This is a genomic window from Streptomyces sp. NPDC006174 (assembly GCF_040614075.1).
Classification (GTDB): domain Bacteria; phylum Actinomycetota; class Actinomycetes; order Streptomycetales; family Streptomycetaceae; genus Streptomyces.
The window spans coordinates 404596-427217 of sequence record NZ_JBEXTJ010000006.1; the positions used below are offsets into that span (position 1 = coordinate 404596).

19 protein-coding genes are annotated in these 22622 nt (G+C 71.5%); 13 read left to right on the forward strand and 6 right to left on the reverse strand.

Features of this window, described 5'->3' with window-relative positions:
* Window positions 1–120: 120 nt before the first annotated feature.
* From ABZ267_RS16515 to ABZ267_RS16530, 4 genes are all read right to left on the reverse strand, one after another.
* Window positions 121–861 (reverse strand): response regulator transcription factor, encoded by a 741-nt coding sequence (locus tag ABZ267_RS16515; RefSeq protein ID WP_356751746.1) that lies wholly within the window; start codon window positions 859–861, stop codon window positions 121–123.
* The gene (locus tag ABZ267_RS16520) at window positions 858–2213 is read right to left on the reverse strand and encodes a histidine kinase (protein WP_356751744.1); all 1356 of its coding nucleotides are present in this window, start codon (window positions 2211–2213) and stop codon (window positions 858–860) included. The genes ABZ267_RS16515 and ABZ267_RS16520 overlap by 4 nt, the downstream gene beginning before the upstream one ends.
* Before the next feature lie 156 nt (window positions 2214–2369).
* The gene (locus ABZ267_RS16525) at window positions 2370–2648 is read right to left on the reverse strand and encodes a hypothetical protein (RefSeq protein WP_356751742.1); all 279 of its coding nucleotides are present in this window, start codon (window positions 2646–2648) and stop codon (window positions 2370–2372) included.
* A gap of 13 nt (window positions 2649–2661) precedes the next feature.
* A complete protein-coding gene (locus ABZ267_RS16530; protein WP_356751740.1) occupies window positions 2662–3444 on the reverse strand; it encodes a PspA/IM30 family protein in 783 nt (260 codons plus the stop codon).
* A gap of 299 nt (window positions 3445–3743) precedes the next feature.
* Between ABZ267_RS16530 and ABZ267_RS16535 the strand changes: the two genes are divergently transcribed.
* From ABZ267_RS16535 to ABZ267_RS16545, 3 genes are all read left to right on the forward strand, one after another.
* Entirely contained in the window at window positions 3744–4343 is a 600-nt protein-coding gene (locus ABZ267_RS16535) for a DUF3043 domain-containing protein (RefSeq protein ID WP_356751738.1), read from the forward strand.
* 95 nt (window positions 4344–4438) lie between these two features.
* Window positions 4439–5143 (forward strand): methyltransferase domain-containing protein, encoded by a 705-nt coding sequence (locus tag ABZ267_RS16540; protein ID WP_356751736.1) that lies wholly within the window; start codon window positions 4439–4441, stop codon window positions 5141–5143.
* Window positions 5144–5213: 70 nt separating this feature from the next.
* Window positions 5214–6311, forward strand: a complete 1098-nt coding sequence (locus ABZ267_RS16545; RefSeq protein ID WP_356751735.1) for a trypsin-like peptidase domain-containing protein — start codon at window positions 5214–5216, stop codon at window positions 6309–6311.
* A 57-nt stretch (window positions 6312–6368) separates the two neighbouring features.
* Here ABZ267_RS16545 and ABZ267_RS16550 read toward each other — a convergent pair whose 3' ends face one another.
* Window positions 6369–6578 (reverse strand): hypothetical protein, encoded by a 210-nt coding sequence (locus ABZ267_RS16550; protein WP_006123939.1) that lies wholly within the window; start codon window positions 6576–6578, stop codon window positions 6369–6371.
* Between the two features lie 119 nt (window positions 6579–6697).
* Between ABZ267_RS16550 and ABZ267_RS16555 the strand changes: the two genes are divergently transcribed.
* The 4 genes from ABZ267_RS16555 to ABZ267_RS16570 all read left to right on the forward strand — a co-directional run bounded on the left by ABZ267_RS16555 (window position 6698) and on the right by ABZ267_RS16570 (window position 11759).
* Window positions 6698–7900 carry a bifunctional adenosylcobinamide kinase/adenosylcobinamide-phosphate guanylyltransferase gene (locus tag ABZ267_RS16555; protein WP_356751733.1) on the forward strand — a complete coding sequence of 401 codons (1203 nt, stop codon included), beginning with the start codon at window positions 6698–6700 and terminating at the stop codon, window positions 7898–7900.
* Between the two features lie 144 nt (window positions 7901–8044).
* Window positions 8045–9157 (forward strand): nicotinate-nucleotide--dimethylbenzimidazole phosphoribosyltransferase, encoded by a 1113-nt coding sequence (cobT, locus tag ABZ267_RS16560; protein ID WP_356751731.1) that lies wholly within the window; start codon window positions 8045–8047, stop codon window positions 9155–9157.
* 92 nt (window positions 9158–9249) lie between these two features.
* Window positions 9250–11031, forward strand: a complete 1782-nt coding sequence (locus tag ABZ267_RS16565) for a phosphatidylglycerol lysyltransferase domain-containing protein (RefSeq protein WP_356751729.1) — start codon at window positions 9250–9252, stop codon at window positions 11029–11031.
* Complete coding sequence (locus ABZ267_RS16570) at window positions 11028–11759, forward strand: hypothetical protein (RefSeq protein ID WP_356751727.1); 732 nt, start codon at window positions 11028–11030, stop codon at window positions 11757–11759. Before ABZ267_RS16565 ends, ABZ267_RS16570 begins: the two co-directional genes overlap by 4 nt.
* Here the strand turns inward: ABZ267_RS16570 and ABZ267_RS16575 are convergent.
* Window positions 11699–12463 (reverse strand): hypothetical protein, encoded by a 765-nt coding sequence (locus tag ABZ267_RS16575; RefSeq protein WP_356751725.1) that lies wholly within the window; start codon window positions 12461–12463, stop codon window positions 11699–11701. The two genes, ABZ267_RS16570 and ABZ267_RS16575, sit on opposite strands and share 61 nt — an antisense overlap.
* A gap of 88 nt (window positions 12464–12551) precedes the next feature.
* On the opposite strand from ABZ267_RS16575, the gene ABZ267_RS16580 reads away from it, so the two are divergent.
* The 6 genes from ABZ267_RS16580 (at window position 12552) to aceE (ending at window position 22511) form a co-directional block, all read left to right on the forward strand.
* Window positions 12552–13337: an adenosylcobinamide-GDP ribazoletransferase gene (locus ABZ267_RS16580; protein ID WP_356751723.1), complete on the forward strand. Its 786-nt coding sequence runs from the start codon at window positions 12552–12554 to the stop codon at window positions 13335–13337.
* Between the two features lie 205 nt (window positions 13338–13542).
* On the forward strand, window positions 13543–15096 hold the full coding sequence (locus tag ABZ267_RS16585; RefSeq protein WP_356751721.1) for a leucyl aminopeptidase: 1554 nt from the start codon (window positions 13543–13545) through the stop codon (window positions 15094–15096).
* 381 nt (window positions 15097–15477) lie between these two features.
* On the forward strand, window positions 15478–16866 hold the full coding sequence (gene lpdA, locus ABZ267_RS16590) for a dihydrolipoyl dehydrogenase (RefSeq protein ID WP_356751719.1): 1389 nt from the start codon (window positions 15478–15480) through the stop codon (window positions 16864–16866).
* Window positions 16867–16928: 62 nt separating this feature from the next.
* Window positions 16929–18797, forward strand: a complete 1869-nt coding sequence (gene sucB / locus ABZ267_RS16595) for a 2-oxoglutarate dehydrogenase, E2 component, dihydrolipoamide succinyltransferase (protein WP_356751717.1) — start codon at window positions 16929–16931, stop codon at window positions 18795–18797.
* 148 nt (window positions 18798–18945) lie between these two features.
* Complete coding sequence (locus ABZ267_RS16600) at window positions 18946–19569, forward strand: GntR family transcriptional regulator (protein WP_018511906.1); 624 nt, start codon at window positions 18946–18948, stop codon at window positions 19567–19569.
* Window positions 19570–19826: 257 nt separating this feature from the next.
* Window positions 19827–22511: a pyruvate dehydrogenase (acetyl-transferring), homodimeric type gene (gene aceE / locus ABZ267_RS16605; protein ID WP_356751715.1), complete on the forward strand. Its 2685-nt coding sequence runs from the start codon at window positions 19827–19829 to the stop codon at window positions 22509–22511.
* Window positions 22512–22622 lie beyond the last annotated feature (111 nt).

Sequence of the window (22622 nt, forward strand, 5' to 3'; positions counted from 1 at the left end):
CGCTTATACGATCTCCGACCCGGCCCGTACATACGTCGGTCCCCGGGCTGCCTTCTTATGCCGCGCATACCGCAGGTGGAGTACGCCGTCTCTCCACCCTCCGCGTCCTCCGGCCGCCCGTCACTCCACCCGGGGACGTACCAGGCCCGATTCGTACGCGATGACCACCAGCTGGGCCCGGTCCCGGGCCGCCACCTTCGCCATCGCCCGGTTCACATGGGTCTTGACGGTGAGCGGGCTGACCGCCAGCCGCTCGGCGATCCGGTCGTTGGAGTGGCCGCCAGCGACCAGGACGAGCACCTCCCGCTCGCGCACGGTGAGTGCGGCCAGCCGTTCCGCGTACTCCGCGCTGTCCGGTCCCTCCCCCGAACTCCCGCCCTGCGCAAGGAAGGTGGCGATGAGCCCCTTGGTCGCCGCCGGCGAGAGCAGCGCCTCGCCCGCGTTGGCGATCCGGATCGCGTTGAGCAGTTCCTCCGGCTCCGCGCCCTTGCCGAGGAAGCCGGAGGCTCCGGCGCGCAGGGCTTGGACCACGTACTCGTCGACCTCGAACGTGGTGAGCATGACCACCCGTACCGCCGCCAGCGCCGGATCGGCGCTGATCATGCGGGTGGCGGCGAGCCCGTCCGTGCCCGGCATCCGGATGTCCATCAGCACCACATCGGCGCCGGTCTCCCGGGCCAGCTCGACCGCTTGAGCGCCGTCGGCCGCCTCGCCGACGACCTCCATGTCGGGTTCGGAGTCCACCAGCACCCGGAACGCGCTGCGCAGCAGGGCCTGGTCGTCGGCGAGCAGCACCTTGATCGGTGCCTCAGGTGCCTCAGGTGCCTCAGGTGCCTCAGGTGTCTCCGCGGGCCGTGTCATCGGCGCTCCCCCGTCGTGGCCGCCGGGCCGGACGGTTCCGGCTCATCCGTGCGGGCCTCGATGGGCAGGATCGCATGGACCCGGAACCCGCCTCCGTAGCGAGGTCCCGCCGTGAGGGCGCCGCCGAGAGCGGTGACGCGTTCGCGCATGCCGAGGAGGCCGTGACCGCCGCCGTCCGGAGAGCCGGAGTCGCCGGTGCCTCCTGTGCTTCCTGGGCTTCCTGTGTCCCCTGTGCTTCCTGTGTCCCCTGTGTCTCCTGTGCTTTCGGCGGCCGCGCGTCCGGCCGCGCTGCCCCGGCCGTTGTCCAGCACCGTGATCTCGGCGGTCGTCCCGACCCGTACGACGCTGACCTCGGCCCTGGCGTCGGCGCCCGCGTGTTTGCGTACGTTGGTCAGGGCCTCCTGGATGACCCGGTACGCGGCCAGGTCGACGGCGGCCGGGAGGCGCGGGGCCCCGTCGGCGCCGACCACCTCGACCGGGAGGCCGGCGTTGCGGAAGGTGGCCACCAGCTCGTCCAGGACCGCGAGGCCGGGGGCCGGTTCGGTGGGGGCCTCGGGGTCGCCGGACTGGCGGAGCAGGCCGACGGTGACGCGTAGCTCGTTGAGCGCGGAGCGGCTGGCGTCGCGTACGTGGGCCAGCGCCTCCTTGGCCTGGTCCGGGCGCTTGTCCATGACGTGGGCGGCGACGCCGGCCTGCACGTTGACCAGCGCGATGTGGTGGGCGACGACGTCGTGGAGGTCCCGGGCGATCCGCAGCCGCTCCTCCGCGACGCGGCGGCGGGCCTCCTCCTCGCGCGTGCGCTCGGCCCGCTCCGCGCGCTCCCGGATCGCGTCGACGAAGGCGCGGCGGCTGCGTACGGCGTCACCGGCGGCCGACGCCATCCCGGTCCAGGCGAAGACGCCGAGGTTCTCCTGGCTGTACCAGGGCGTCGAGCCGAAGACCATCGCGGCCACCGTCAGGACTCCCATGGTCAGCAGGCCGACCCGCCAGGTGGTCGGCCGGTCGGTGCGCGAGGCGACGGTGTAGAGCGCGATGACGGTGCTCATCACGACCGGGGCCGGCGGGTCCATGAAGATGTACTCGGTGGCCGCGAGGCCACCGGTCACCGCCAGGACCGGCACGGAGTGCCGTCGGCGCAGGACGAGCGCCGAGGCGGCGAGCACCATCAGCAGCACGCTGAAGGCCTCGGGCGTGCGGGTCCCGAACGTCGGCCCGTGGCCCTTGCCCGGGTCCGCGAACGAACCACAGATCATCGCGATCAGCACGCAGAACGCCAGGGCCGCGTCGAACGCGAGCGAGTGGTCCCGAAGCCAGCGGCGGGCGCGCGCGAACCCGGAGGGAAGGGTGGTCACATCCAGCAACGGTACGGCGTGTCGCGTACGGATCCGACTCCGCGGTGTGCCGGAACGGCCACGGAACCGTACGGGAGCAGTCACGCCTGTGCCCCGCGCCGGCGGACCGGGCGCGGGGCACAGGCGTGCGGACGAGTGCTGGTGGAGCAGGTCCGTCTAGTTCGGGATGAGGCCGTCGTCGCTGAGCATGGCGCGCACCTCTTCGAGGGTGGCGTCGGGCGCCGGCAGGATCAGCTCCGACGGCTCCAGGGAGTCGTCGGGCAGCGGAGTGCCGAGCTCGCGCACCTTGTCGAGGAGCGCGTGGAGCGTGGCGCGGAAGCCGGGACCGTCCCCGGTGTCCATCTCCTTGAGCAGGACGTCGTCGAGCTCGTTGAGTTCGACGAAGTGACTGTCGGCCAGCTTGACCTGGCCCTCCCCCATGATCCGTACGATCATGACGCCGCCCTCACTACTGCTTGTCGAACTTGTGCGGAGACTGCTGCGACTGCTGCGTGCCGTCCTGGCCGCCGCCCTCGATCGCCTGCTGCGAGGACGAGGAGCCACCGGCCAGCTCGGCCTTCATGCGCTGGAGCTCCAGCTCCACGTCCGAGCCGCCGGAGATCCGGTCCAGCTCGGCGGCGATGTCGTCCTTCGCCGTGCCGGTCGGGTCGTCCAGGGCGCCGGAGGCGAGCAGCTCGTCGATGGCGCCGGCCCGCGCCTGGAGCTGCTGCGTCTTGTCCTCGGCCCGCTGGATCGCGAGGCCGACGTCGCCCATCTCCTCGGAGATGCCGGAGAAGGCCTCGCCGATCCGGGTCTGCGCCTGGGCCGCCGTGTAGGTGGCCTTGATGGTCTCCTTCTTGGTGCGGAAGGCATCGACCTTGGCCTGCAGCCGCTGGGCCGCGAGGGTGAGCTTCTCCTCCTCGCCCTGCAGCGTCGTGTGCTGCGTCTCCAGGTCGGTGACCTGCTGCTGGAGGGCGGCGCGCCGGGACAGCGCCTCACGCGCCAGGTCCTCGCGGCCGAGCGCCAGCGCCTTGCGGCCCTGGTCCTCCAGCTTGGACGACTGGCCCTGCAGCTGGTTCAGCTGCAATTCCAGCCGCTTACGGGACGTCGCGACGTCGGCGACGCCGCGGCGCACCTTCTGAAGCAGCTCCAGCTGCTTCTGATACGAGTAATCCAGGGTCTCGCGCGGATCCTCGGCCCGGTCAAGGGCCTTGTTTGCCTTCGCGCGGAAAAGCATCCCCATACGCTTCATGACACCGCTCATGGGCTTCGCGCGCCCCCTTCTGACGGACTGAGCTCCAGCACTCCCGATAGAACCCACAGTACGGGCCCTGTCTCTATTACCGCACTGTTCGAGTCCCGATGTGCTCCTCCCCAAGGACGACTGCGCCCTGCTGACGCTCCCGCCCAGGGTGTAGGTGACGGTCAGGGAAACCGGCGGTAAATGACCGTTCTGACCCTGTCGGGGTGCTTACCAGGCCGCGCTCCGTTGCCGGATCGTTCCCGCCCGGGTCCGCGAACCCGGATGCCGACCCCGTACCCTTGGGTTTTGTGTTCCGTAGCCGTGCCAAGACAGAGCAGACCCCCACCGACAAGGTGACGGCGGATCTCTCCCAGCAGCCCCGCGACCCGCAGGCTCCCAAGGGTCGCCCCACCCCCAAGCGCAGCGAGGCCCAGACGCAGCGCCGACGTGCCGCGTCCAGCGCTCCGGCCGACCGCAAGTCGGCCATGAAGCGCCAGCGCGAAGCGCGCCGGGCCGACCTGGCCCGCCAGCGTGAGGCGTTGGCCTCGGGCGACGAGCGGTACCTCCCGGTCCGTGACAAGGGCCCGGTGCGGCGCTTCGTCCGTGACTTCGTGGACTCGCGCTTCTGCATCGCTGAGTACTTCCTGCCGCTCGCCGTGGTCATCCTGATCCTCAGCGTGATCCAGGTGCAGAACATCCAGACCATCTCGCTGATGCTCTGGATGGGCGTGATCATCTTGATCGTGCTCGACTCGATCGGTCTGGCGATCCGGCTGAAGAAGCAGCTGCGTGAGCGCTTCCCGGACACGCCCAAGCGCGGCGCCGTCGCCTACGGCCTGATGCGTACGCTCCAGATGCGCCGCCTGCGGCTCCCGAAGCCGCAGGTCAAGCGCGGAGAGCGGCCCTGAGCACGGAGACCTCCGGCTCCACCGGGGTCAGTCCGGCGGGCCCGGACGGGGAGCGTGCTGCCGTAGGCGTACGTGACACGGTCCGCCAGGAGCTCGTGGCCCGGCAGCTGGACGAGCAGATAGCCGGGCGGTTCCCGGTCGGTCAGCGGCTGCGCGTCCTGGACGTCGGCATGGGCCGCGGCGTCCAGGCGCTGCGGCTCGCGCGGGCCGGTCACTCCGTGACCGGTCTGGAGGCGGACGCCGAGCTGCTGCGGGTGGCCCGCGAGGAGCTGGCAGGCGAGCCCGAAGGGATCCGGGAGCGGGTCCGGCTGATCGAGGGGGACGGCCGGGAGACCGGTGCGCACTTCCTGCCGGGCAGCTTCGACGTGGTGCTCTGCCACGGCGTCCTGATGTACGTCGAGGAGCCCGACCCGATGTTGGCCGGGTTGGCCCGGATGCTGGCGCCGGGCGGCCTGCTCTCGCTGCTCGTACGGAACGCGGACGCGCTCGCGATGCGCCCCGGCCTCACCGGCGACTTCGGTGCGGCGCTGGCGGCCTTCGACTCGGCCACGTACACGAACCACCTCGGCCTCGCCGTGCGGGCCGACCGGCTCGACGCGCTGCGGGCCACGCTGGCCGGGATCGCCGCGCCGCTGCACGCCTGGTACGGCGTGCGGGTCTTCACGGACAACGTGGCCGACGGGACCGAGCTGCCCGCCGGAGAGCTGGAGCGGGTGCTGACCCTGGAGGACCGGGCCGCGCGGACCGACCCGTACCGAGGTGTGGCGGCGCTGCTGCATCTGTGCGGAGTGCGCGGCTAGGCGACCGTACGGGCCTCGTTCGGCCCATCAGCACAGGCACCCGAAAGGGTGGGTCCACCAGACTCCGGATATGGACGCATCCCTCTCCCGCCGCTCCGCGCGCCGTCTGCTGCTGCCGCTCACCGCGGGTGCTTGTGCCATCGCCCTGGTGGCGACGGCAGGCTGTTCCGGCGCGACCCCGGCGGCCGCTCCCGCACCGCAGGCCAGCCCTTCCGGTACGGCCCAGGGTGCGGCGGCCCGCGCCACCGACGACCTGGAGAGCGCCTATCAGGACGTCATCAACGACGTCCTGCCGTCGGTCGTCCAGATCGACGCGTCGAACAGCCTCGGTTCCGGGATCGTCTACGACGGCAAGGGCCATATCGTCACCAACGCCCATGTGATCGGCGACGAGAAGAAGTTCAAGGTCACCGCCGCCACCGGCGAGGCGGTGCTGAACGCATCGCTGGTCTCCTCCTATCCGGAGCAGGACCTGGCGGTCATCAAGCTGGACGACGTGCCCGAGGGCCTGAAGCCCGCCAAGTTCGGCGACGCGGAGAAGGTCGAGGTGGGCCAGATCGTGCTGGCGATGGGCTCGCCGCTCGGTCTCTCCAGCAGCGTCACCCAGGGCATCGTCTCGGCGCTCGGCCGGACGGTGAGCGAGAGCCGGGCGGGTGGCGGGACGGGCGCGACGATCGCCAACATGGTGCAGACCTCCGCCGCGATCAACCCGGGCAACAGCGGCGGGGCGCTGGTCAACCTGGACAGCGAGGTGATCGGCATCCCGACGCTCGCGGCGACCGATCCGCAGATGGGCGACAGCGCGGCGCCGGGCATCGGCTTCGCGATCCCGGTCTCGATGGTGCGGACGGTCGTGGACCAGATCGTCAAGGACGGCCGGGTCACCGACTCGGGCCGGGCGGCGCTCGACATCACCGGCCGTACGGTCGTCGACGACTCCTACCGGCCGGCCGGAGTGGCGCTGGTGAGCGTGGACCGGGGCGGGGCCGCGGACGAGGCGGGGCTGCGGGCCGGGGACATCATCACGAAGATCGGCGACACGGCCGTCACCACCATCACCTCGCTCTCCGAGGCCCTGGCGGGCGACCAACCGGGCGACAAGGTGACCGTGACGTACACACGGGACGACGACAGCAGGACGGCGGAGGTCACGCTCGGGGAGATCTGAGACCCGCATGGGGAAAGGGCGGTACGGGAGTCCCCGTACCGCCCCTTCTCGCAGCCCTCAGGCGCCGTCGGCCTGCAGACTCATCGGACCGTAGATCTTGGTCGAGTCCTCGAAGAGCGTCACCTGGGCGGCGCCGCCCTCCAGGAGCTCTTTCCAGTACTCACCGATCCAGGACTCCGCGTCACCCTGGGTGGTGAACTCCTCCGGCTGCAGCGCCGGCTCCGTCTCCGTACCGTCGGACTTCTCGAACCGCCACGTCCACGCCATGTGCGCCTCCTGGGTCACGTTGCCGACCGACTCCTGGGCCCGTCGCCGCTCCTGGGTCAGTTGCTGCCCGAAGCCTAGCCGGGCGCGCACCAGGCCGGGGGACGCGGGAGGATCAAGGTGTGGAACTGACTCTGCTCGGCACCGGAGCCCCTGACGGGCTGCCGCGCCCTTCCTGCCCCTGTGCGGCCTGTGCGACGGCCCGTGGCCCGTGGGCGCGTGCCGCGACCGCTCTGCTGGTCGACGACGCGCTGCTGCTCGACCTGACTCCGGGCGCGGTCTTCGCGGCCGCCCGCGCGGGCCATTCGCTGGGCGCGGTGCGCCAGGTGCTGCTGACCCATCCGCACGACGGGCCCGCCGTCGAACTGCCGCCCACGCTGCCGCCGGCCGGACGGGTGCCGGACGGCCAGGTGCTGACGCTGATCAGCGGCCACCGGGTGCGGGCGGTGCCGATGGACGCGCCGGGGACGGGTTACGAGGTCGGCTCACCGGACGGTGAGCGGCTGCTGTACCTGCCGCCAGGGGCCGCGCCGGCCGGTCTCGACGGACGGGCCGAGCACCCGTACGACCTGGTGCTCTGCGATGTGGTCGGGCGGCCCGACGCGGTGGCGCGGCTGCGGTCGGTCGGCGCGGTCGGCCCGGCCACCGAGGTGATCGCGGTCCACCTGGACCACGACGCGCCGCCGGGCCCGGCCCTGGACCGGCTGCTGGCGGCGGCCGGTGCGCGGGCGGTGCCGGACGGGACGACGCTGGTGGTCGGTGAGTATCCGGTGGTGCCGGACGTGCCGCGCCGGGTGCTGGTGACCGGAGGCGCGCGGTCGGGGAAGTCGCTGGAGGCGGAGCGGCGTCTGGAGACGTTCCCGGAGGTGGTGTACGTGGCGACCGGCGGGCGGCGCGAAGGGGATCCGGAGTGGGCGGCGCGGGTGGCGCTGCACCGGGAGCGCAGGCCGGGCGCGTGGCGGACCGAGGAGACCTGTGAGGTGGCGGAGCTGCTGGGCGCGGAGGGGCCGCCGCTGCTGGTGGACTGCCTGTCATTGTGGCTGACCGACGCGATGGACCGGGTGGGCGCCTGGGAGGACGCGCGGTGGCGGAAGGGCGGCCAGGAGGCGCTGCGGGCGCGGGCCCGGGAGCTGGTGGCGGCGGTGCGCGGGGCCCGGCGTCAGGTGGTGCTGGTGACGAACGAGGTGGGTGCGGGGGTGGTGCCGGCGACTGCGGCTGGGAGGCGGTTCCGGGACGAGCTGGGGCGGCTAAACGCGGCGGTGGCGGCCGAGTGCGAGGAGGTGCTGCTGGTGGTGGCGGGGCAGGCGGTGGTGGTGCGGGGGTGAGGGGGCCGGTCCTGTGGGTCTCGCGGGGTGAGGGGGCGTCATCGCTACCGCTCGGGCCGTCCGGGCCGACCGGTACTGTTCCGGCAGGGACCCGCCGGGTACCCGGACCGGAAACCGACGTGACGACCCGCGAGGCAGACCTCCGTGAACCTGGACGACTTCTCCGACCTGATCGAACGCCCCGACGGAGGCGTGCGGCGCGACGCCGAGGAACGGCGGGAGCGGCTGATCGTCCCGCCGGGCGCGCTGGGCCGGCTCGACGAGCTCGGCGAGTGGCTCAGCGCCGCGCAGCAGTCCGTACCGGTCAAGGCCGTATCGCAGCCGCGCGTGGTCCTCTTCGCCGGTGACCACGGTGTGGCGGAGCTGGGCGTCTCCGGGCGGGCGGCGGGCACCACGCATGAGCTGGTGCGGGCGGCGCTCGACGGCGCGAGCCCGGTGGCGGTGCTGGCCCGGCGGTTCTCCGTGCCGTTGCGGATCGTGGACGCCGGAATCGACTGCGACCCGGAGCTGCTGCCCGAGTCCGTCGTACGTCACCGGGTGCGGCGCGGGTCGGGGCGCATCGACATCGAGGACGCGCTGAGTGCGGAGGAGGCCGAACGGGCCGTCCGCCTGGGCGTGGCCGTCGCCGACGAGGAGGCCGACTCCGGCACCGATCTGGTGGTGCTCGGTGACCTGAGCGTCGGCGGGACCACGGCCGCCGCCACGCTGGTCGCCGCGCTCTGCGGGACGGACGCGTCGGTGGTGACGGGGCGCGGTGGTGCGGGCATCGACGATCTGGCCTGGATGCGCAAGTGCGCCGCGATCCGGGACGCGCTGCGCCGGGCCCGGCCGGTGCTCGGTGACCAGCTGGAGCTGCTGGCCACGGTGGGCGGGGCGGATCTGGCGGCGATGACGGGGTTCCTGCTCCAGTCGGCGGTGCGGCGGATGCCGGTGATCCTGGACGGGGTCGTGGCGGCGGCCTGTGCGCTGGTGGCGCAGCGGGCGGCGTTCCGGGCGCCGGACTGGTGGCTGGCCGGGCAGGTCAGCGGAGAGCCGGCGCAGGCGAAGGCGCTGGACCGGATGGCGCTGACGCCGCTGCTGGACCACGGGATGACGGTGGGCGAGGGCACGGGCGCGCTGCTGGCCCTGCCGCTGGTGCAGGCCGCGGCCGCGCTCGCCGCCGAGCTGCCGGAGCGTACGCCGGAGAAGGACGAGGAGGAGGACGCCGGGCCTTCCGGGAGCGAGGAGTACGACGTACAGGCTCTCGACGCGACCTGAGGCCGGGCGGGCCGAGCGAGCCGGGCCGGGGCGGCCTCACCGTATGTCCACCGCCGCCCCTGTGTCCGTAATGCGCCATATGATCATCTCTCATGGGAGAGGTTCGATCGGCAGAAGAGGCAGCCCGGAACAGCACCGTCCGGTCCCGGCGCAGCGCGGCGTTCGCCATCTGGTACCTGCGCGTCGTCTCGTTCATCAATCTCCTGAGCGCCGTCTGGGTCGCTCTCGGCCAGGACCTGCGCCGCCACAACACCGAGAACTACTTCACGCCGTACCTGCTCACGGCCGGGTTCTCCTCCGGCGTGATCGCGCTCTTCCTGGCGGTCACGATGCGCCGCCGCAAACGGGCCGCGTGGATCGTGAACATGGTCCTCGGCGGGCTCGTCCTCCTGGCGCTGATCCTCGCGTTCTTCTTCGCGGAGATCCGGCAGCATGCGCAGAACTGGATCTCGCTGGCGCTGACGGCCGCCTTCGTCGTGGCGCTGGTGCTGGGACGCCGGGAGTTCTACGCCAAGGGTGACCGCTCCAACCCGAAGCTGGCGTCCCTGGTCGCCGTGGTGGGGCTGCTGGTCACCTCGCTGATCGCGACGGCCCTGGTGACCGTCACCAACACCGCCCCTGACGACTACCGCTCCACCTTCCTGGACCGGTGGCGCTACGGCGCGCTGCGGCTGGTCTCGGTGGCCGCCGACGACTCGCGCTCCCCCGGGATCACCACACCGGGCTGGGTGAACGTCATCATCAACATCCTCTCGACGCTGCTCCTGATCGCCGTCGTCTACGCCGCGTTCCGCTCCCGCCGCGCCGTCGACCCGCTCACCGCCGAGGACGAGGCGAAACTGCGCGCGCTGCTGGACAAGCACGGCGACCGGGACTCGCTCGGCTACTTCTCGCTGCGCCGCGAGAAGAGCGCCGTCTGGTCGCCGACCGGCAAGGCCGCCGTGGTCCACCGGGTCGTCGGCGGGGTCTCGCTGGCCTCCGGCGACCCGATCGGCGACCCGGAGGCCTGGCCCGGCGCGATCGAACCGTGGCTCGCCGAGGCCCGCGAACACGGCTGGATCCCGGCCGTGATGGGCGCGAGCGAGGAGGCCGGCACGGTCTACGCCCGGCACGGGATGGACGCGCTGGAGCTCGGTGACGAGGCGATCGTGGAGACGGCGGAGTTCACGCTCGACGGACGGGCGATGCGCGGCGTGCGGCAGGCCTACAACCGGGTCAAGCGCGCCGGTTACGAGGTCACCATCCGCCGCCACGCGGACATCCCGGAGGCCGAGATGGCCGAGCTGGTCCGGCGCGCGGACGCATGGCGCGACGGCGAGACCGAGCGCGGCTTCTCCATGGCGCTCGGCCGCCTCGGCGACCCGGCCGACGGCCGGTGCGTGATGCTGGAGTGCCGGAACGCGAGCGAGGACGGCGAGAGCGGCGAACTCCGCGCGGTCCTCAGCTTCGTCCCGTGGGGCCCGCACGGCCTCTCGCTGGACCTGATGCGCCGCGACCGCGAGGCGGAGAACGGCCTCATGGAGTTCATGGTCATCCAGCTCCTCCAGCGCTCCGGCGAGATCGGGATCACTCAGGTCTCGCTCAACTTCGCCCTGTTCCGGTCCGTCTTCGAGAGGGGATCGCGGCTCGGCGCGGGACCGGTGCTGAGGCTGTGGCGTGCGCTGCTGAGCTTCTTCTCGCGCTGGTGGCAGATCGAGTCGCTCTACCGGGCCAACGCCAAGTACCGACCGATCTGGGAGCCGCGTTTCATGCTGTTCGAGAAGAGCGCCGACCTGGCGCGCATCTCCATCGCGGCGGGCCGCGCCGAAGGGTTCCTGGAAGCGCCGGGGCTGCCGAAGTGGCTGCACCGCGCGCGTCTCGGCGCGCATAGATGAGCCGCCTCCCGGCGCTGCGCCGGGCCGCGCCGCGGGAGTGGGGCCCGCTCTTCACCACCGTACGGACCGGGCTGCACGACCACAGAGTACGGGCGCTCGCACTGACGTTGACGGCGGTGACGCTGACCGCGACCGTCCAGCTGGTCCAGAACCAGTCATGGGGCTACGGCCCGGTGCAGGAGCTGGGCGCGGTACGGGCCGAGGACCCGGTCTGGCCGGCTCTGCTCCGTACACCGCTGTCGTTGTTCGTGCCCGCTCTCGACCTGCCGGTGTGGGGTGCGCTGGCGCAGATCCTGCTGGTCTTCGGCATCGCGGAGCTGTGCCTGGGCCGATGGCGGACGCTGGCGATCGCGTACGTGGCCACGCTGGCGGGGACGCTGTACGCACGGGCCGGCATCGCGCTCGGCCCGGACGCGTTCCTGGGGCTGCCGGCCTCGGACGCGCAGGTGGTGGACACCGGGCCCTCCGCGGCGGTGGTCGGGCTCGCGGTGTACGTCTGCCACGCCTACCGGGCCTGGTTCACCGGAGCGTTGGTGGTCCTCGCGATGGTGGTGGAGGTCCTGGTCAAGGACAACCTGGCGGGCCGGGAACATCTGGCCTCCATCGCCGCGGTCCTGGTGATCTGCGCCGTACGGGAGTTGCTCGGGCGGCGGCGGGAGGGCCGGGGTCAGGGCTTGCGGGCGGGCGGCAGCGGGAGGCGGTCCGGAGTGCCGCCGATGAGGTCCTGAAACTTCCGGCGCGGCCCCACCCACCGCACATCGTGGTGGTAGGCGCGCAGCACCGCCTTGGAGCGGGCCCGATGGCGGTTGCGGTAGAAGCGCTTGGCCCACGGTGAGGTGGGACGGGCCAGGCGGAGCGCGCCGATCAGCGCGACGAACGGGACGAGTGTGCCGAGCACCGCCATCCGGGTCTTGCCCTTGAACAGCGCGATCAGGACGAAGCAGAAGTTGACCGCGTACGAGGTGATGACGCCGAGCCTGCTCTGCTGCTCCTCGTCGGTCACGTCGTCCACGCCGAGCGGCGAGAACCCCGCCAGAACCAGCGCCACCAGTGAGGCCGTCAGCACGACCACCTCGACGCTCTGGCGGCCCTCCTCGGTCCAGTACACGTCGTCCAGATGCAGGATCAGCGCGAACTCGTCCAGCACCAGACCGGCCCCGACACCGAAGATCACCGCACAGATCCCGGCGGCCACTCCGTGCCGTCCCGCGGCCACCGCGCCGAAGCCGCCGACGACCGTCAGCACGACGCCGGGCACCACGTGGTGGATGTGGATCCCGCCCGGTGTGACGTTACGGAACGGGCCCTTCCCGGCGCGGATCATCCGCGTGATCGTGCGCGTGACCGCGAAGGTCAGGACGAAGGCGGCCAGCGCGAGGAGCAGCGGGAGCTTGCCCGGTTCGGCGATGTTGGTGTGCCACCAGTTGCCCATGCCACCCGCTCCCGATCTGCTCAGCTCTGCGGCTTTTCCGACGTTTCGGCCAATCTATCCGCGCACGGGAGCGGCTAACCTGCCCGCGGTGACCTCCCTGAACAGCCACGGCCTGCGTTTCGCCTTCGGCACCCTCACCGTGCTGCCCGTCCGCGTGACCCGCTGGGACCGCGCGACCGCCCGGACCGGCATGGTCCTCGCTCCGCTCGCCGGGCTCGTCGTCGGCCTGCTCGCCGGCGCGCTCGGCGCGCTGTCGCTGCTGGCCGGGTCCGGTCCGCTGCTCGCGGCGGTCGCCTCCGTCGCGGTGCCGGCCGTCCTGACCCGAGGGCTGCATCTGGACGGGCTCGCGGACACGGCGGACGGGCTCGGCAGCGGGAAACCGGCAAAGGACGCGCTGCGGATCATGAAGCAGTCGGACATTGGGCCGTTCGGTGTCATCGCGCTGCTGCTGGTGCTGTTGGCGCAGGTCGCCGTCCTCTTCGAGCTGTACGGGGACGGGGGCTGGGCACAGGGCGCGCTCGGGGCGGTCGTGGCGTCCGTCGCGGCCCGGCTCGTGCTGACCCTGGCGTCCCGTCAGGGCGTCCCGGCGGCCCGGCCGGAGGGGCTCGGCGCGGTGGTGGCGGCCACGGTCCCGGTGGGGCGGGCGGTGCTGGTGGCGGTGGTGACGGTGGGTCTGTGCGCGGCGGCGGGTGCGGTGTTCGGGCCGTACGGTGCGCTGCACCACGCGCTCGCGGTGCTCGGGGCCCTGGCCGCCGCCGAACTCCTGCTGCGCCACTGCGTCACGCGGTTCGGCGGGGTCACCGGGGATGTGTTCGGCGGGGTGGCGGAGGCGGCGGCCACGGCGGCGCTGGTGGTGCTGGCGCTCGGCCCTTGACCGCCGCGCCTCCGGCCCACCAGGCTCTCCGTACGGCCGGAACCGACCGCCGTACCGGTCCGGAACGGCCCGCCGCCGTAACTCCCGGCGAACGGCGCGCGTAGGCTCGATCCCGGCACATCGCGGAGGCGTCCACGATGCGCCGGGCACGGTCGGCCCACCCCTCGACCGAACTGGAACTCAACGGAAGCGAGATTTCACCACCGTGACTGCTCTCACTCTCAGCACTGCCGGTGCGGCGACGCTGCGCGCCGACGCCCTCGTCGTCGGCGTCGCGAAGACCGCTGGATCCAAGTCGGGGAACCTGGTCCTCGCACCGGGCGCCGAGGCCGTGGACAAGGCGTTCGGCGGAAAGCTCGCCTCCGTTCTCGCGACCCTGGGGGCCGTGGGTGCCGAGGGCGAACTGACCAAGCTGCCCGCGCCGTCCGGCCTCAAGGTCCCGGTCGTCATCGCGGTCGGCCTCGGTCCGGTCCCGGACAAGGAGGACGCGTACGACGCCGAGGCGCTGCGCCGCGCCGCCGGCACCGCCGCCCGTGCACTCTCCGGCTTCAAGAAGGCCGGCTTCGCGCTGCCCGCCGGCTCCGTCGAGGACGCCGCGGCCGTCGCCGAGGGCGCCCTGCTCGGCGCGTACGCCTTCACCGCCTACCAGGGCGGCGAGAACAAGCTCGCGCCCAAGGACGCCAAGGACAGCGGCCCGAAGCTCCCGCTCGCCGAGATCACCCTGGTCGGCGCCAAGCCGCGCGACAAGGCGTACAAGGCGGCCGTCGAGCGCGCCCTCGCGCTGGCTGAGGAGATCAACCGCGCCCGCGACCTGATCAACACCCCGCCCAACGACCTCTACCCCGAGTCCTTCGCCGCCGTGGCCACCGCCGCCGGCAAGGAGCACGGCATCAAGGTCCAGGTGCTCGACGAGAAGGCCCTGGTCAAGGGCGGCTTCGGCGGCATCCTCGGCGTCGGCCAGGGCTCCGCGAACGGACCGCGCCTGGTGAAGCTCGCCTACACCCACCCGAAGGCGGAGAAGACCCTGGCCCTCGTCGGCAAGGGCATCACCTACGACTCGGGCGGCATCTCGCTGAAGCCGGCCGGCCACAACGAGACGATGAAGTGCGACATGAGCGGCGCCGCCGCCGTGTTCGCCGCCGTCGTCACGGCCGCCCGCCTCGGCCTGAAGGTCAACGTGACCGGCTGGCTGGCGCTCGCCGAGAACATGCCCTCCGGCACCGCCACCCGCCCCGGTGACGTGCTGCGCATGTACAGCGGCAAGACCGTCGAGGTCCTCAACACCGACGCCGAGGGCCGGCTCGTCCTGGGCGACGCGCTGACCCGCGCCTCGGAGGAGAAGCCGGACGCGATCGTCGACGTGGCGACGCTGACCGGCGCGATGGTGCTGGCGCTCGGCAACCGCACCTTCGGGATCATGGCCAACGACGACGCCTTCCGTACGTCGATCCACGAGATCGCCGAGGAGGTCGGCGAGGCCTCCTGGCCGATGCCGCTCCCCGCCGACCTGCGCAAGGGCATGGACTCACCCACCGCCGACATCGCCAACATGGGCGAGCGCATGGGCGGCGGACTGGTGGCCGGCCTGTTCCTGAAGGAGTTCGTGGGCGAGGGCATCGCCTGGGCGCACCTGGACATCGCAGGCCCGGCCTTCCACGAGGGCGCTCCGTACGGCTACACGCCCAAGGGCGGCACCGGCTCCGCCGTCCGCACCCTGGTGCGGCTCGCCGAGCGGACCGCCGACGGCGACCTGGGCTGAGTGACCGATCCGTACGGCCCCGGGCATAGGTCCGGGGCCGTACGTGTTGTCCGGGCGGGACCGGTAAGAAGAGACAAGGTTTCGCTCTCGTCCGAAGAGACCGGTTCGCTCTCGCCGGAGGAGGCAGGGTTTCGCTCTCGACGAACACCGGTCGAATCCGTAGGTATCTACGCAGCAGTAACCCTCCGGAACGGACGATCATCCGTCCCGGACCCGGGCCCCGCGTCCCGCCCGCCGTCGACAAGTGCGAAGATGGGTTCTCGGCAGGACAGGGCCCCCACCACAGGGCCGAAGACAAAAGCGGCCGAACACCAGCCGACCGGCCGGTCACACCCCAGCGACGGGGCCCGGCGTACGGCGCACATGCATGGAGGACGTGACGTGGCGAACGACGCCAGCACCGTTTTCGACCTAGTGATCCTCGGCGGTGGCAGTGGCGGGTACGCCGCGGCCCTGCGCGGAGCGCAGCTGGGCCTGGACGTCGCCCTGATCGAGAAGGGCAAGGTCGGCGGCACCTGCCTGCACAACGGCTGCATCCCCACGAAGGCACTGCTGCACGCGGGCGAGATCGCGGACCAGGCCCGCGAGTCGGCCCAGTTCGGCGTGAAGGCCACCTTCGAGGGCATCGACATGGAGGCCGTCAACAAGTACAAGGACGATGTGATCTCGGGCCTGTACAAGGGTCTCCAGGGTCTCATCGCCTCGCGCAAGGTCCACTACATCGAGGGCGAGGGCAAGCTCTCCTCGCCGACCTCGGTGGATGTGAACGGCCAGCGCGTCCAGGGCCGCCACGTGCTGCTGGCGACCGGCTCCGTGCCGAAGTCGCTGCCGGGCCTGGAGATCGACGGCGACCGGATCATCTCCTCGGACCACGCGCTGAAGCTGGACCGCGTCCCGAAGTCGGCGATCGTGCTGGGCGGCGGCGTCATCGGCGTCGAGTTCGCCTCGGCGTGGAAGTCCTTCGGCACCGAGGTCACCGTCGTCGAGGGCCTCAAGCACCTCGTCCCGGTCGAGGACGAGAACAGCTCGAAGCTTCTTGAGCGCGCTTTCCGCAAGCGCGGCATCAAGTTCAACCTCGGTACGTTCTTCGAGAAGGCCGAGTACACGCAGGACGGCGTCCGCGTCACCCTCGCCGACGGCAAGACCTTCGAGGCGGAGCTGCTGCTCGTCGCGATCGGCCGAGGCCCGGTCTCGCAGGGCCTCGGCTACGAGGAGCAGGGCGTCGCGATGGACCGCGGCTATGTCCTGGTCGACGAGTACATGCAGACCAACGTCCCGACGGTCTCGGCCGTCGGCGACCTCGTCCCGACCCTCCAGCTCGCCCACGTCGGCTTCGCCGAGGGCATCCTGGTGGCGGAGCGTCTCGCCGGCCTGAAGACCGTCCCGATCGACTACGACGGTGTGCCCCGGGTGACGTACTGCCACCCCGAGGTCGCCTCCGTCGGTATCACCGAGGCCAAGGCCAAGGAGATCTACGGTGCGGACAAGGTCGTCGCCCTCAAGTACAACCTGGCGGGCAACGGCAAGAGCAAGATCCTGAAGACCGCGGGCGAGATCAAGCTCGTCCAGGTCAAGGACGGTGCCGTGGTCGGCGTCCACATGGTGGGCGACCGCATGGGCGAGCAGGTCGGTGAAGCCCAGCTGATCTACAACTGGGAGGCGCTGCCCGCCGAGGTCGCCCAGCTCATCCACGCCCACCCGACGCAGAACGAGGCGATGGGCGAGGCCCACCTGGCGCTGGCGGGCAAGCCCCTCCACGCCCACGACTGATCTCCCCGTTCCGGGCGCGACGACCGACCACTTCCGCATTTTCGTAAGGAGCAACTGAAACCATGTCGGTTTCCGTAACCCTTCCGGCGCTCGGCGAGAGCGTCACCGAGGGCACTGTCACCCGTTGGCTGAAGGCCGAGGGCGAGCGCGTCGAGGCCGACGAGCCGTTGCTCGAGGTCTCGACCGACAAGGTCGACACCGAGATCCCGGCCCCCGCGTCCGGTGTTCTGTCCTCCATCAAGGTCGCCGAGGACGAGACCGTCGAGGTCGGCGCCGAACTGGCCGTCATCGACGACGGCTCCGGCGCTCCGGCGCAGGACGAGGCTCCGGCCGAGGCCGAGTCCACCGAGCCGGCCGCCACTCCGGCCCCGGCCGCCGAAGAGGCGCCCACCGCCCCGTCGACCGAGACCGAGGCTCCTGCCGAGGCCCCGACCGCTGAGGCGGCCACCGGCGGTTCGTCCGCCGAAGGCACCGACGTCACCCTCCCGGCGCTCGGCGAGAGCGTCACCGAGGGCACCGTCACCCGCTGGCTGAAGGAGGTCGGCGAGGAGGTCGCGGAGGACGAGCCGCTGCTCGAGGTCTCCACGGACAAGGTCGACACCGAGATCCCCGCCCCGGTCGCCGGTGTGCTGCTGGAGATCGTGGTCGGCGAGGACGAGACCGCCGAGGTCGGCGCCAAGCTCGCCGTCATCGGTGCTCCGGGCGCCGCCCCGAAGCAGGAGGCCCCCAAGCAGGAGGCCCCGAAGGCCGAGGAGCCCAAGCAGGAGGAGGCTCCGAAGCAGGAGGCTCCCAAGGCCGAGGCGCCGAAGGCCGAGGAGCCGAAGGCCGAGGAGCCGAAGCAGGAGGCCCCGAAGCAGGAGGCCCCGAAGGCTGAGGCGCCGAAGCAGGAGGCCCCCGCCGCTCCCGCACCGGCTCCGGCCGCTCCGGCGCAGCCCGCTCCCGCCGCCGCCCAGGCACCGGCCGCTCCGGCCGCGCCTTCCGGTGACGACGGCGCCTACGTCACGCCGCTGGTCCGCAAGCTCGCGTCCGAGAACAACGTGGACCTGGGCTCGGTCAAGGGCACCGGCGTCGGTGGCCGTATCCGCAAGCAGGACGTCGTCGCCGCCGCGGAGGCCGCCAAGGCCGCTGCCGCTGCTCCGGCACCCGCCGCTGTGACTGGCGGAGGCCATGCCGCCGTCGCGAAGGCGCCGAAGCTGGAGGCCTCCCCGCTGCGCGGTCAGACGGTCAAGATGACCCGCATGCGCAAGGTCATCGGCGACAACATGATGAAGGCGCTGCACTCGCAGGCCCAGCTGACCTCGGTCGTCGAGGTCGACATCACCAAGCTGATGAAGCTGCGCAACCAGGCGAAGGCCGCGTTCGCCGCCCGTGAGGGCGTCAAGCTGTCCCCGATGCCGTTCTTCGTGAAGGCGGCGGCCCAGGCGCTGAAGGCCCACCCGGTCGTCAACGCCCGGATCAACGAGGGCGAAGGCACCATCACGTACTTCGACGCGGAGAACATCGGCATCGCCGTGGACGCGGAGAAGGGCCTGATGACCCCGGTCATCAAGGGTGCGGGCGACCTGAACCTCGCCGGCATCTCGAAGAAGACCGCCGAGCTGGCCGGCAAGGCCCGCGGTGGCGGCCTGACCCCGGACGACATGTCCGGTGCCACCTTCACCATCAGCAACACCGGTTCGCGCGGTGCGCTCTTCGACACCGTCATCGTGCCGCCGAACCAGGCAGCCATCCTGGGCATCGGTGCCACGGTCCGCCGCCCGGTGGTCATCGACCACCCGGACCTCGGCGAGACCATCGCGGTGCGCGACATGACGTACCTCGCGCTCTCCTACGACCACCGCCTGGTGGACGGTGCGGACGCCGCCCGTTACCTGACGTCGGTCAAGGCGATCCTGGAGGCCGGTGAGTTCGAGGTCGAGCTCGGCCTCTGAACGCTCCGGTTGTAACCAGCCTCACCAGCGGCGCCCCCGTCCGGAACTCTTCCGGGCGGGGGCGCCGCCGTATTGTCTAAACAGCCCGGGAGGCCCACCGCCACCGTGATGATGTAGGCAGCACCGGTCTGCCCTGAAGGAGCACCACATGACCCCGCCCGTCGTCCACTCGCTGCGCGAACAGATCCGCGAGCACATCGTGGAGGGGATCGTCAGCGGGCGCTGGAAGCCGGGTGAGCGGATCGTGGAGCGCCGCATCGCCACCGAGCTGGAGGTGAGCCAGACACCCGTACGCGAAGCGCTCCGTGAGCTGGAGACGCTCCGCCTGATCGAGTCGGCCCCGAACAAGGGCGTCCGGGTCCGCAACCTCACCGCCGCCGATCTGGAGGAGAGCTACCCGGTACGGGCCGGCCTGGAGCAGATCGCCGCCGAGCTGGCGGCCCCGCTGCTCGGCCAGGACTGCTCGGCGCTGGAACCGCATGTGGCCGCGCTGTACGAGGCGGACCGGCTGGCCGACGGCGAGGCGCAGGTCCGGCACACGGTCGGCTTCCACCGCGAGATGGTCCGGGCCGCCGGGAACGCGGTGCTGCTGCACACCTGGGAAGGGCTCGGCATCGAGGTGTTCACGGCTCTCTCCATCCGCTGGCTCGGCACGGTGCAGAAGTCGTACGCGGAGGAGCACCAGGCCCTCATCGACGCGTTCCTCGCCGGGGACCCGCAGATCGGCGCCTTGGTGAAGGCGCATGTGCTGGGCTGCGCACCACGAGCCTGAGCCACTGGATCATTTGGCGTGCGACCTGCTCTTCCGTGCAGGTCACCGCCCCATTTGCGCGCTATTTCGCGTCACTCCGTGCCCTGTTTCGAGGCACCCCATGCCACTTTTCTTCGTATCGAGAAGTTTTGCCTTCAATCCTTTGATCGATCATCGATCAGCGTCTTACAGTTCACTTCGCGGGCCCACCGGCCCCATCGCTCTGTCCTGCCAGATAGAGCCTTCTCCACCCCCCTCCTCTCCGGAAGGCGGCGATCATGACCGACCCCGTAGGAAAGCTTCCGAGCGAGCTCGACCAGCTCCCGGACCGTGACCCCGAGGAGACCGCCGAATGGGCGGCCTCCCTGGACGCCGTCACCAAGGCCGCCGGCCCGCACCGCGCCGCGTACCTCATGCGCCGCTCGCTGCAGCACGCCGAGGGCGCCGGTCTCGCGCTGCCCAAGCTGCTGGAGACCGATTACGTCAACTCCATCCCGACCGCCGCCGAGCCCGCGTTCGACGGCGACCTGGAGATGGAGTCGAAGATCACCGCGTGGAACCGCTGGAACGCGGCCGCGATGGTGACCCGTGGCGCCCGGTACGGGGTGGGCGGCCACATCGCCACCTTCGCCTCGGCGGCCTGGCTCTACGAGACCGGCTTCAACCACTTCTTCCGCGGCAAGGAAGGGGACGGCTCCGGCGACCAGCTCTACATCCAGGGCCACGCCTCCCCCGGCATCTACGCCCGCGCCTTCCTCGACGGCCGCCTGAGCGAGCAGCAGCTCGACAACTTCCGCCAGGAGTCCGGTGGCGAGGGCCTGCCCTCCTACCCGCACCCGCGGCGGCTGCCCTGGCTGTGGGAGTTCCCCACGGTGTCGATGGGCCTCGGCCCGCTCTCGGCGATCTACCAGGCGCGCTTCAACCGCTATCTGGCCAACCGCTCCATCAAGGACACCGCCAACTCGCACGTATGGGCCTTCCTGGGCGACGGCGAGATGGACGAGCCGGAGTCGACCGCGGCCCTGGCCCTCGCGGCCCGTGAGCAGCTCGACAACCTGACCTTCGTCATCAACTGCAACCTGCAGCGGCTCGACGGCCCGGTCCGCGCCAACTTCCGCGTGGTCCAGGAGCTGGAGGCGCAGTTCCGCGGGGCCGGCTGGAACGTCGTCAAGACGCTCTGGGGCAACGCGTGGGACGAGCTGTTCCAGCTGGACACCACGGGCGCGCTGCTGCGCCGCCTGCGCGAGGTCCCGGACGCGCAGTTCCAGACGTACGCCACCCGTGACGTCGCCTACATCCGCGACCACTTCTTCGGCGCCGAGCCCGCCCTCGCCGAGCTGGCGAAGCTGCTCACCGACGCGAAGATCGCCGAGTGTTTCTACACCTCGCGTGGCGGCCACGAGGCCCGCAAGGTGTACGCGGCGTACAAGGCGGCCGTCGAGCACAAGGGCGCGCCGACCGTGATCCTGGCCCAGACGGTCAAGGGCTACACGCTCGGCAAGGGCTTCGAGTCCAAGAACGCCAACCACCAGATGAAGAAGCTGTCGATCGACGAGTTCAAGAGCATGCGCGAGCTGCTCGGCCTCCCGATCCCCGACAGCGCCTTCGAGGACGGTCTGGTCCCCTACGGCCACCCCGGCGCCGACTCGCCGGAGGTCCGCTACCTCCAGGAGCGCCGCGCGGCCCTCGGCGGTCCGGCACCGGCTCGCCGGATGCACGCCTCCGCTCCGCTGCCGCAGCCGGAGGAGCGCGCGTTCAAGGCGCTGTACAAGGGGTCCGGCAAGCAGGAGATGGCCACCACCATGGCCTTCGTCCGCCTGGTGAAGGACCTGATGCGGGACAAGGAGACCGGCAAACGCTGGGTGCCGATCGTCCCGGACGAGGCCCGTACCTTCGGTATGGAGTCGCTCTTCCCGTCCGCCGGCATCTACTCGCCGCTGGGCCAGACGTACGACCCGGTCGACCGCGACCAGCTGATGTACTACAAGGAGGCCAAGGACGGCCAGATCCTCAACGAGGGGATCACCGAGGCCGGGGCCATGGCCGACTTCATCGCCGCCGCCACGTCGTACGCGACGCACGGCGAGACGATGATCCCGTTCTACATCTTCTACTCGATGTTCGGCTGGCAGCGGACCGGCGACCAGATGTGGCAGCTCGCCGACCAGCTCGGCAAGGGCTTCATCGTCGGCGCCACGGCGGGCCGTACGACGCTGACCGGTGAGGGCCTCCAGCACGCGGACGGCCACTCGCACCTGATCGCGGCCACCAACCCGGCCTCGCTCAACTACGACCCGGCGTTCGCGTACGAGGTGGCGGTGATCGTCAAGGACGGTCTGCGCCGGATGTACGGCCAGGCGGCCCCCGGCGAGGACTCGGACGTCTTCTACTACCTGACGGTCTACAACGAGCCGAAGCCCCAGCCCGCGATGCCCGAGGGCGTCGAGGAGGGCATCGTCAAGGGCCTGTACCGCTTCAAGGAGGGCACGCCCGCCAAGGCGGACGCGCCGCGCCTGCAGCTGCTGGCCTCCGGCACGGCGATCCACTGGGCCCTGGAGGCCCAGGAGCTGCTGGCCGCCGACTGGGGTGTCACGGCCGACGTCTGGTCCGCCACCTCGTGGGGCGAGCTGCGCCGCGACGCGCTGGAGGCCGACGAGGCGCTCCTCCGCGGTGAGGTGCAGGTCCCGTACGTGACCCAGGCGCTCTCCGGTGCGCCGGGCCCGGTGCTGGCGGTCAGCGACTGGATGCGCCAGGTGCCGGACCAGATAAGCCAGTGGGTGGAGCAGGACTGGTCCTCGCTCGGCACGGACGGCTTCGGCCTCTCCGACACCCGCGCGGCGGCCCGCCGCCACTTCGGCGTCGACGCGCAGTCGATCGTCGTCGCCTCGCTGGCCCAGCTCGCCAAGCGCGGCGAGGTCCCGGCCTCGGCGGTCAAGGAGGCCCGGGAGCGCTACGGCCTCTGAGCCCCACTCCCGTACAGATCCGAGACCCCCGGTCACCGGGGCGAGCGCGTCCGACAACGTGCCCGCCCCGGCGGCCGGGGGTTTCGGCGCGGACGGCCGGGCTGCGGCCCA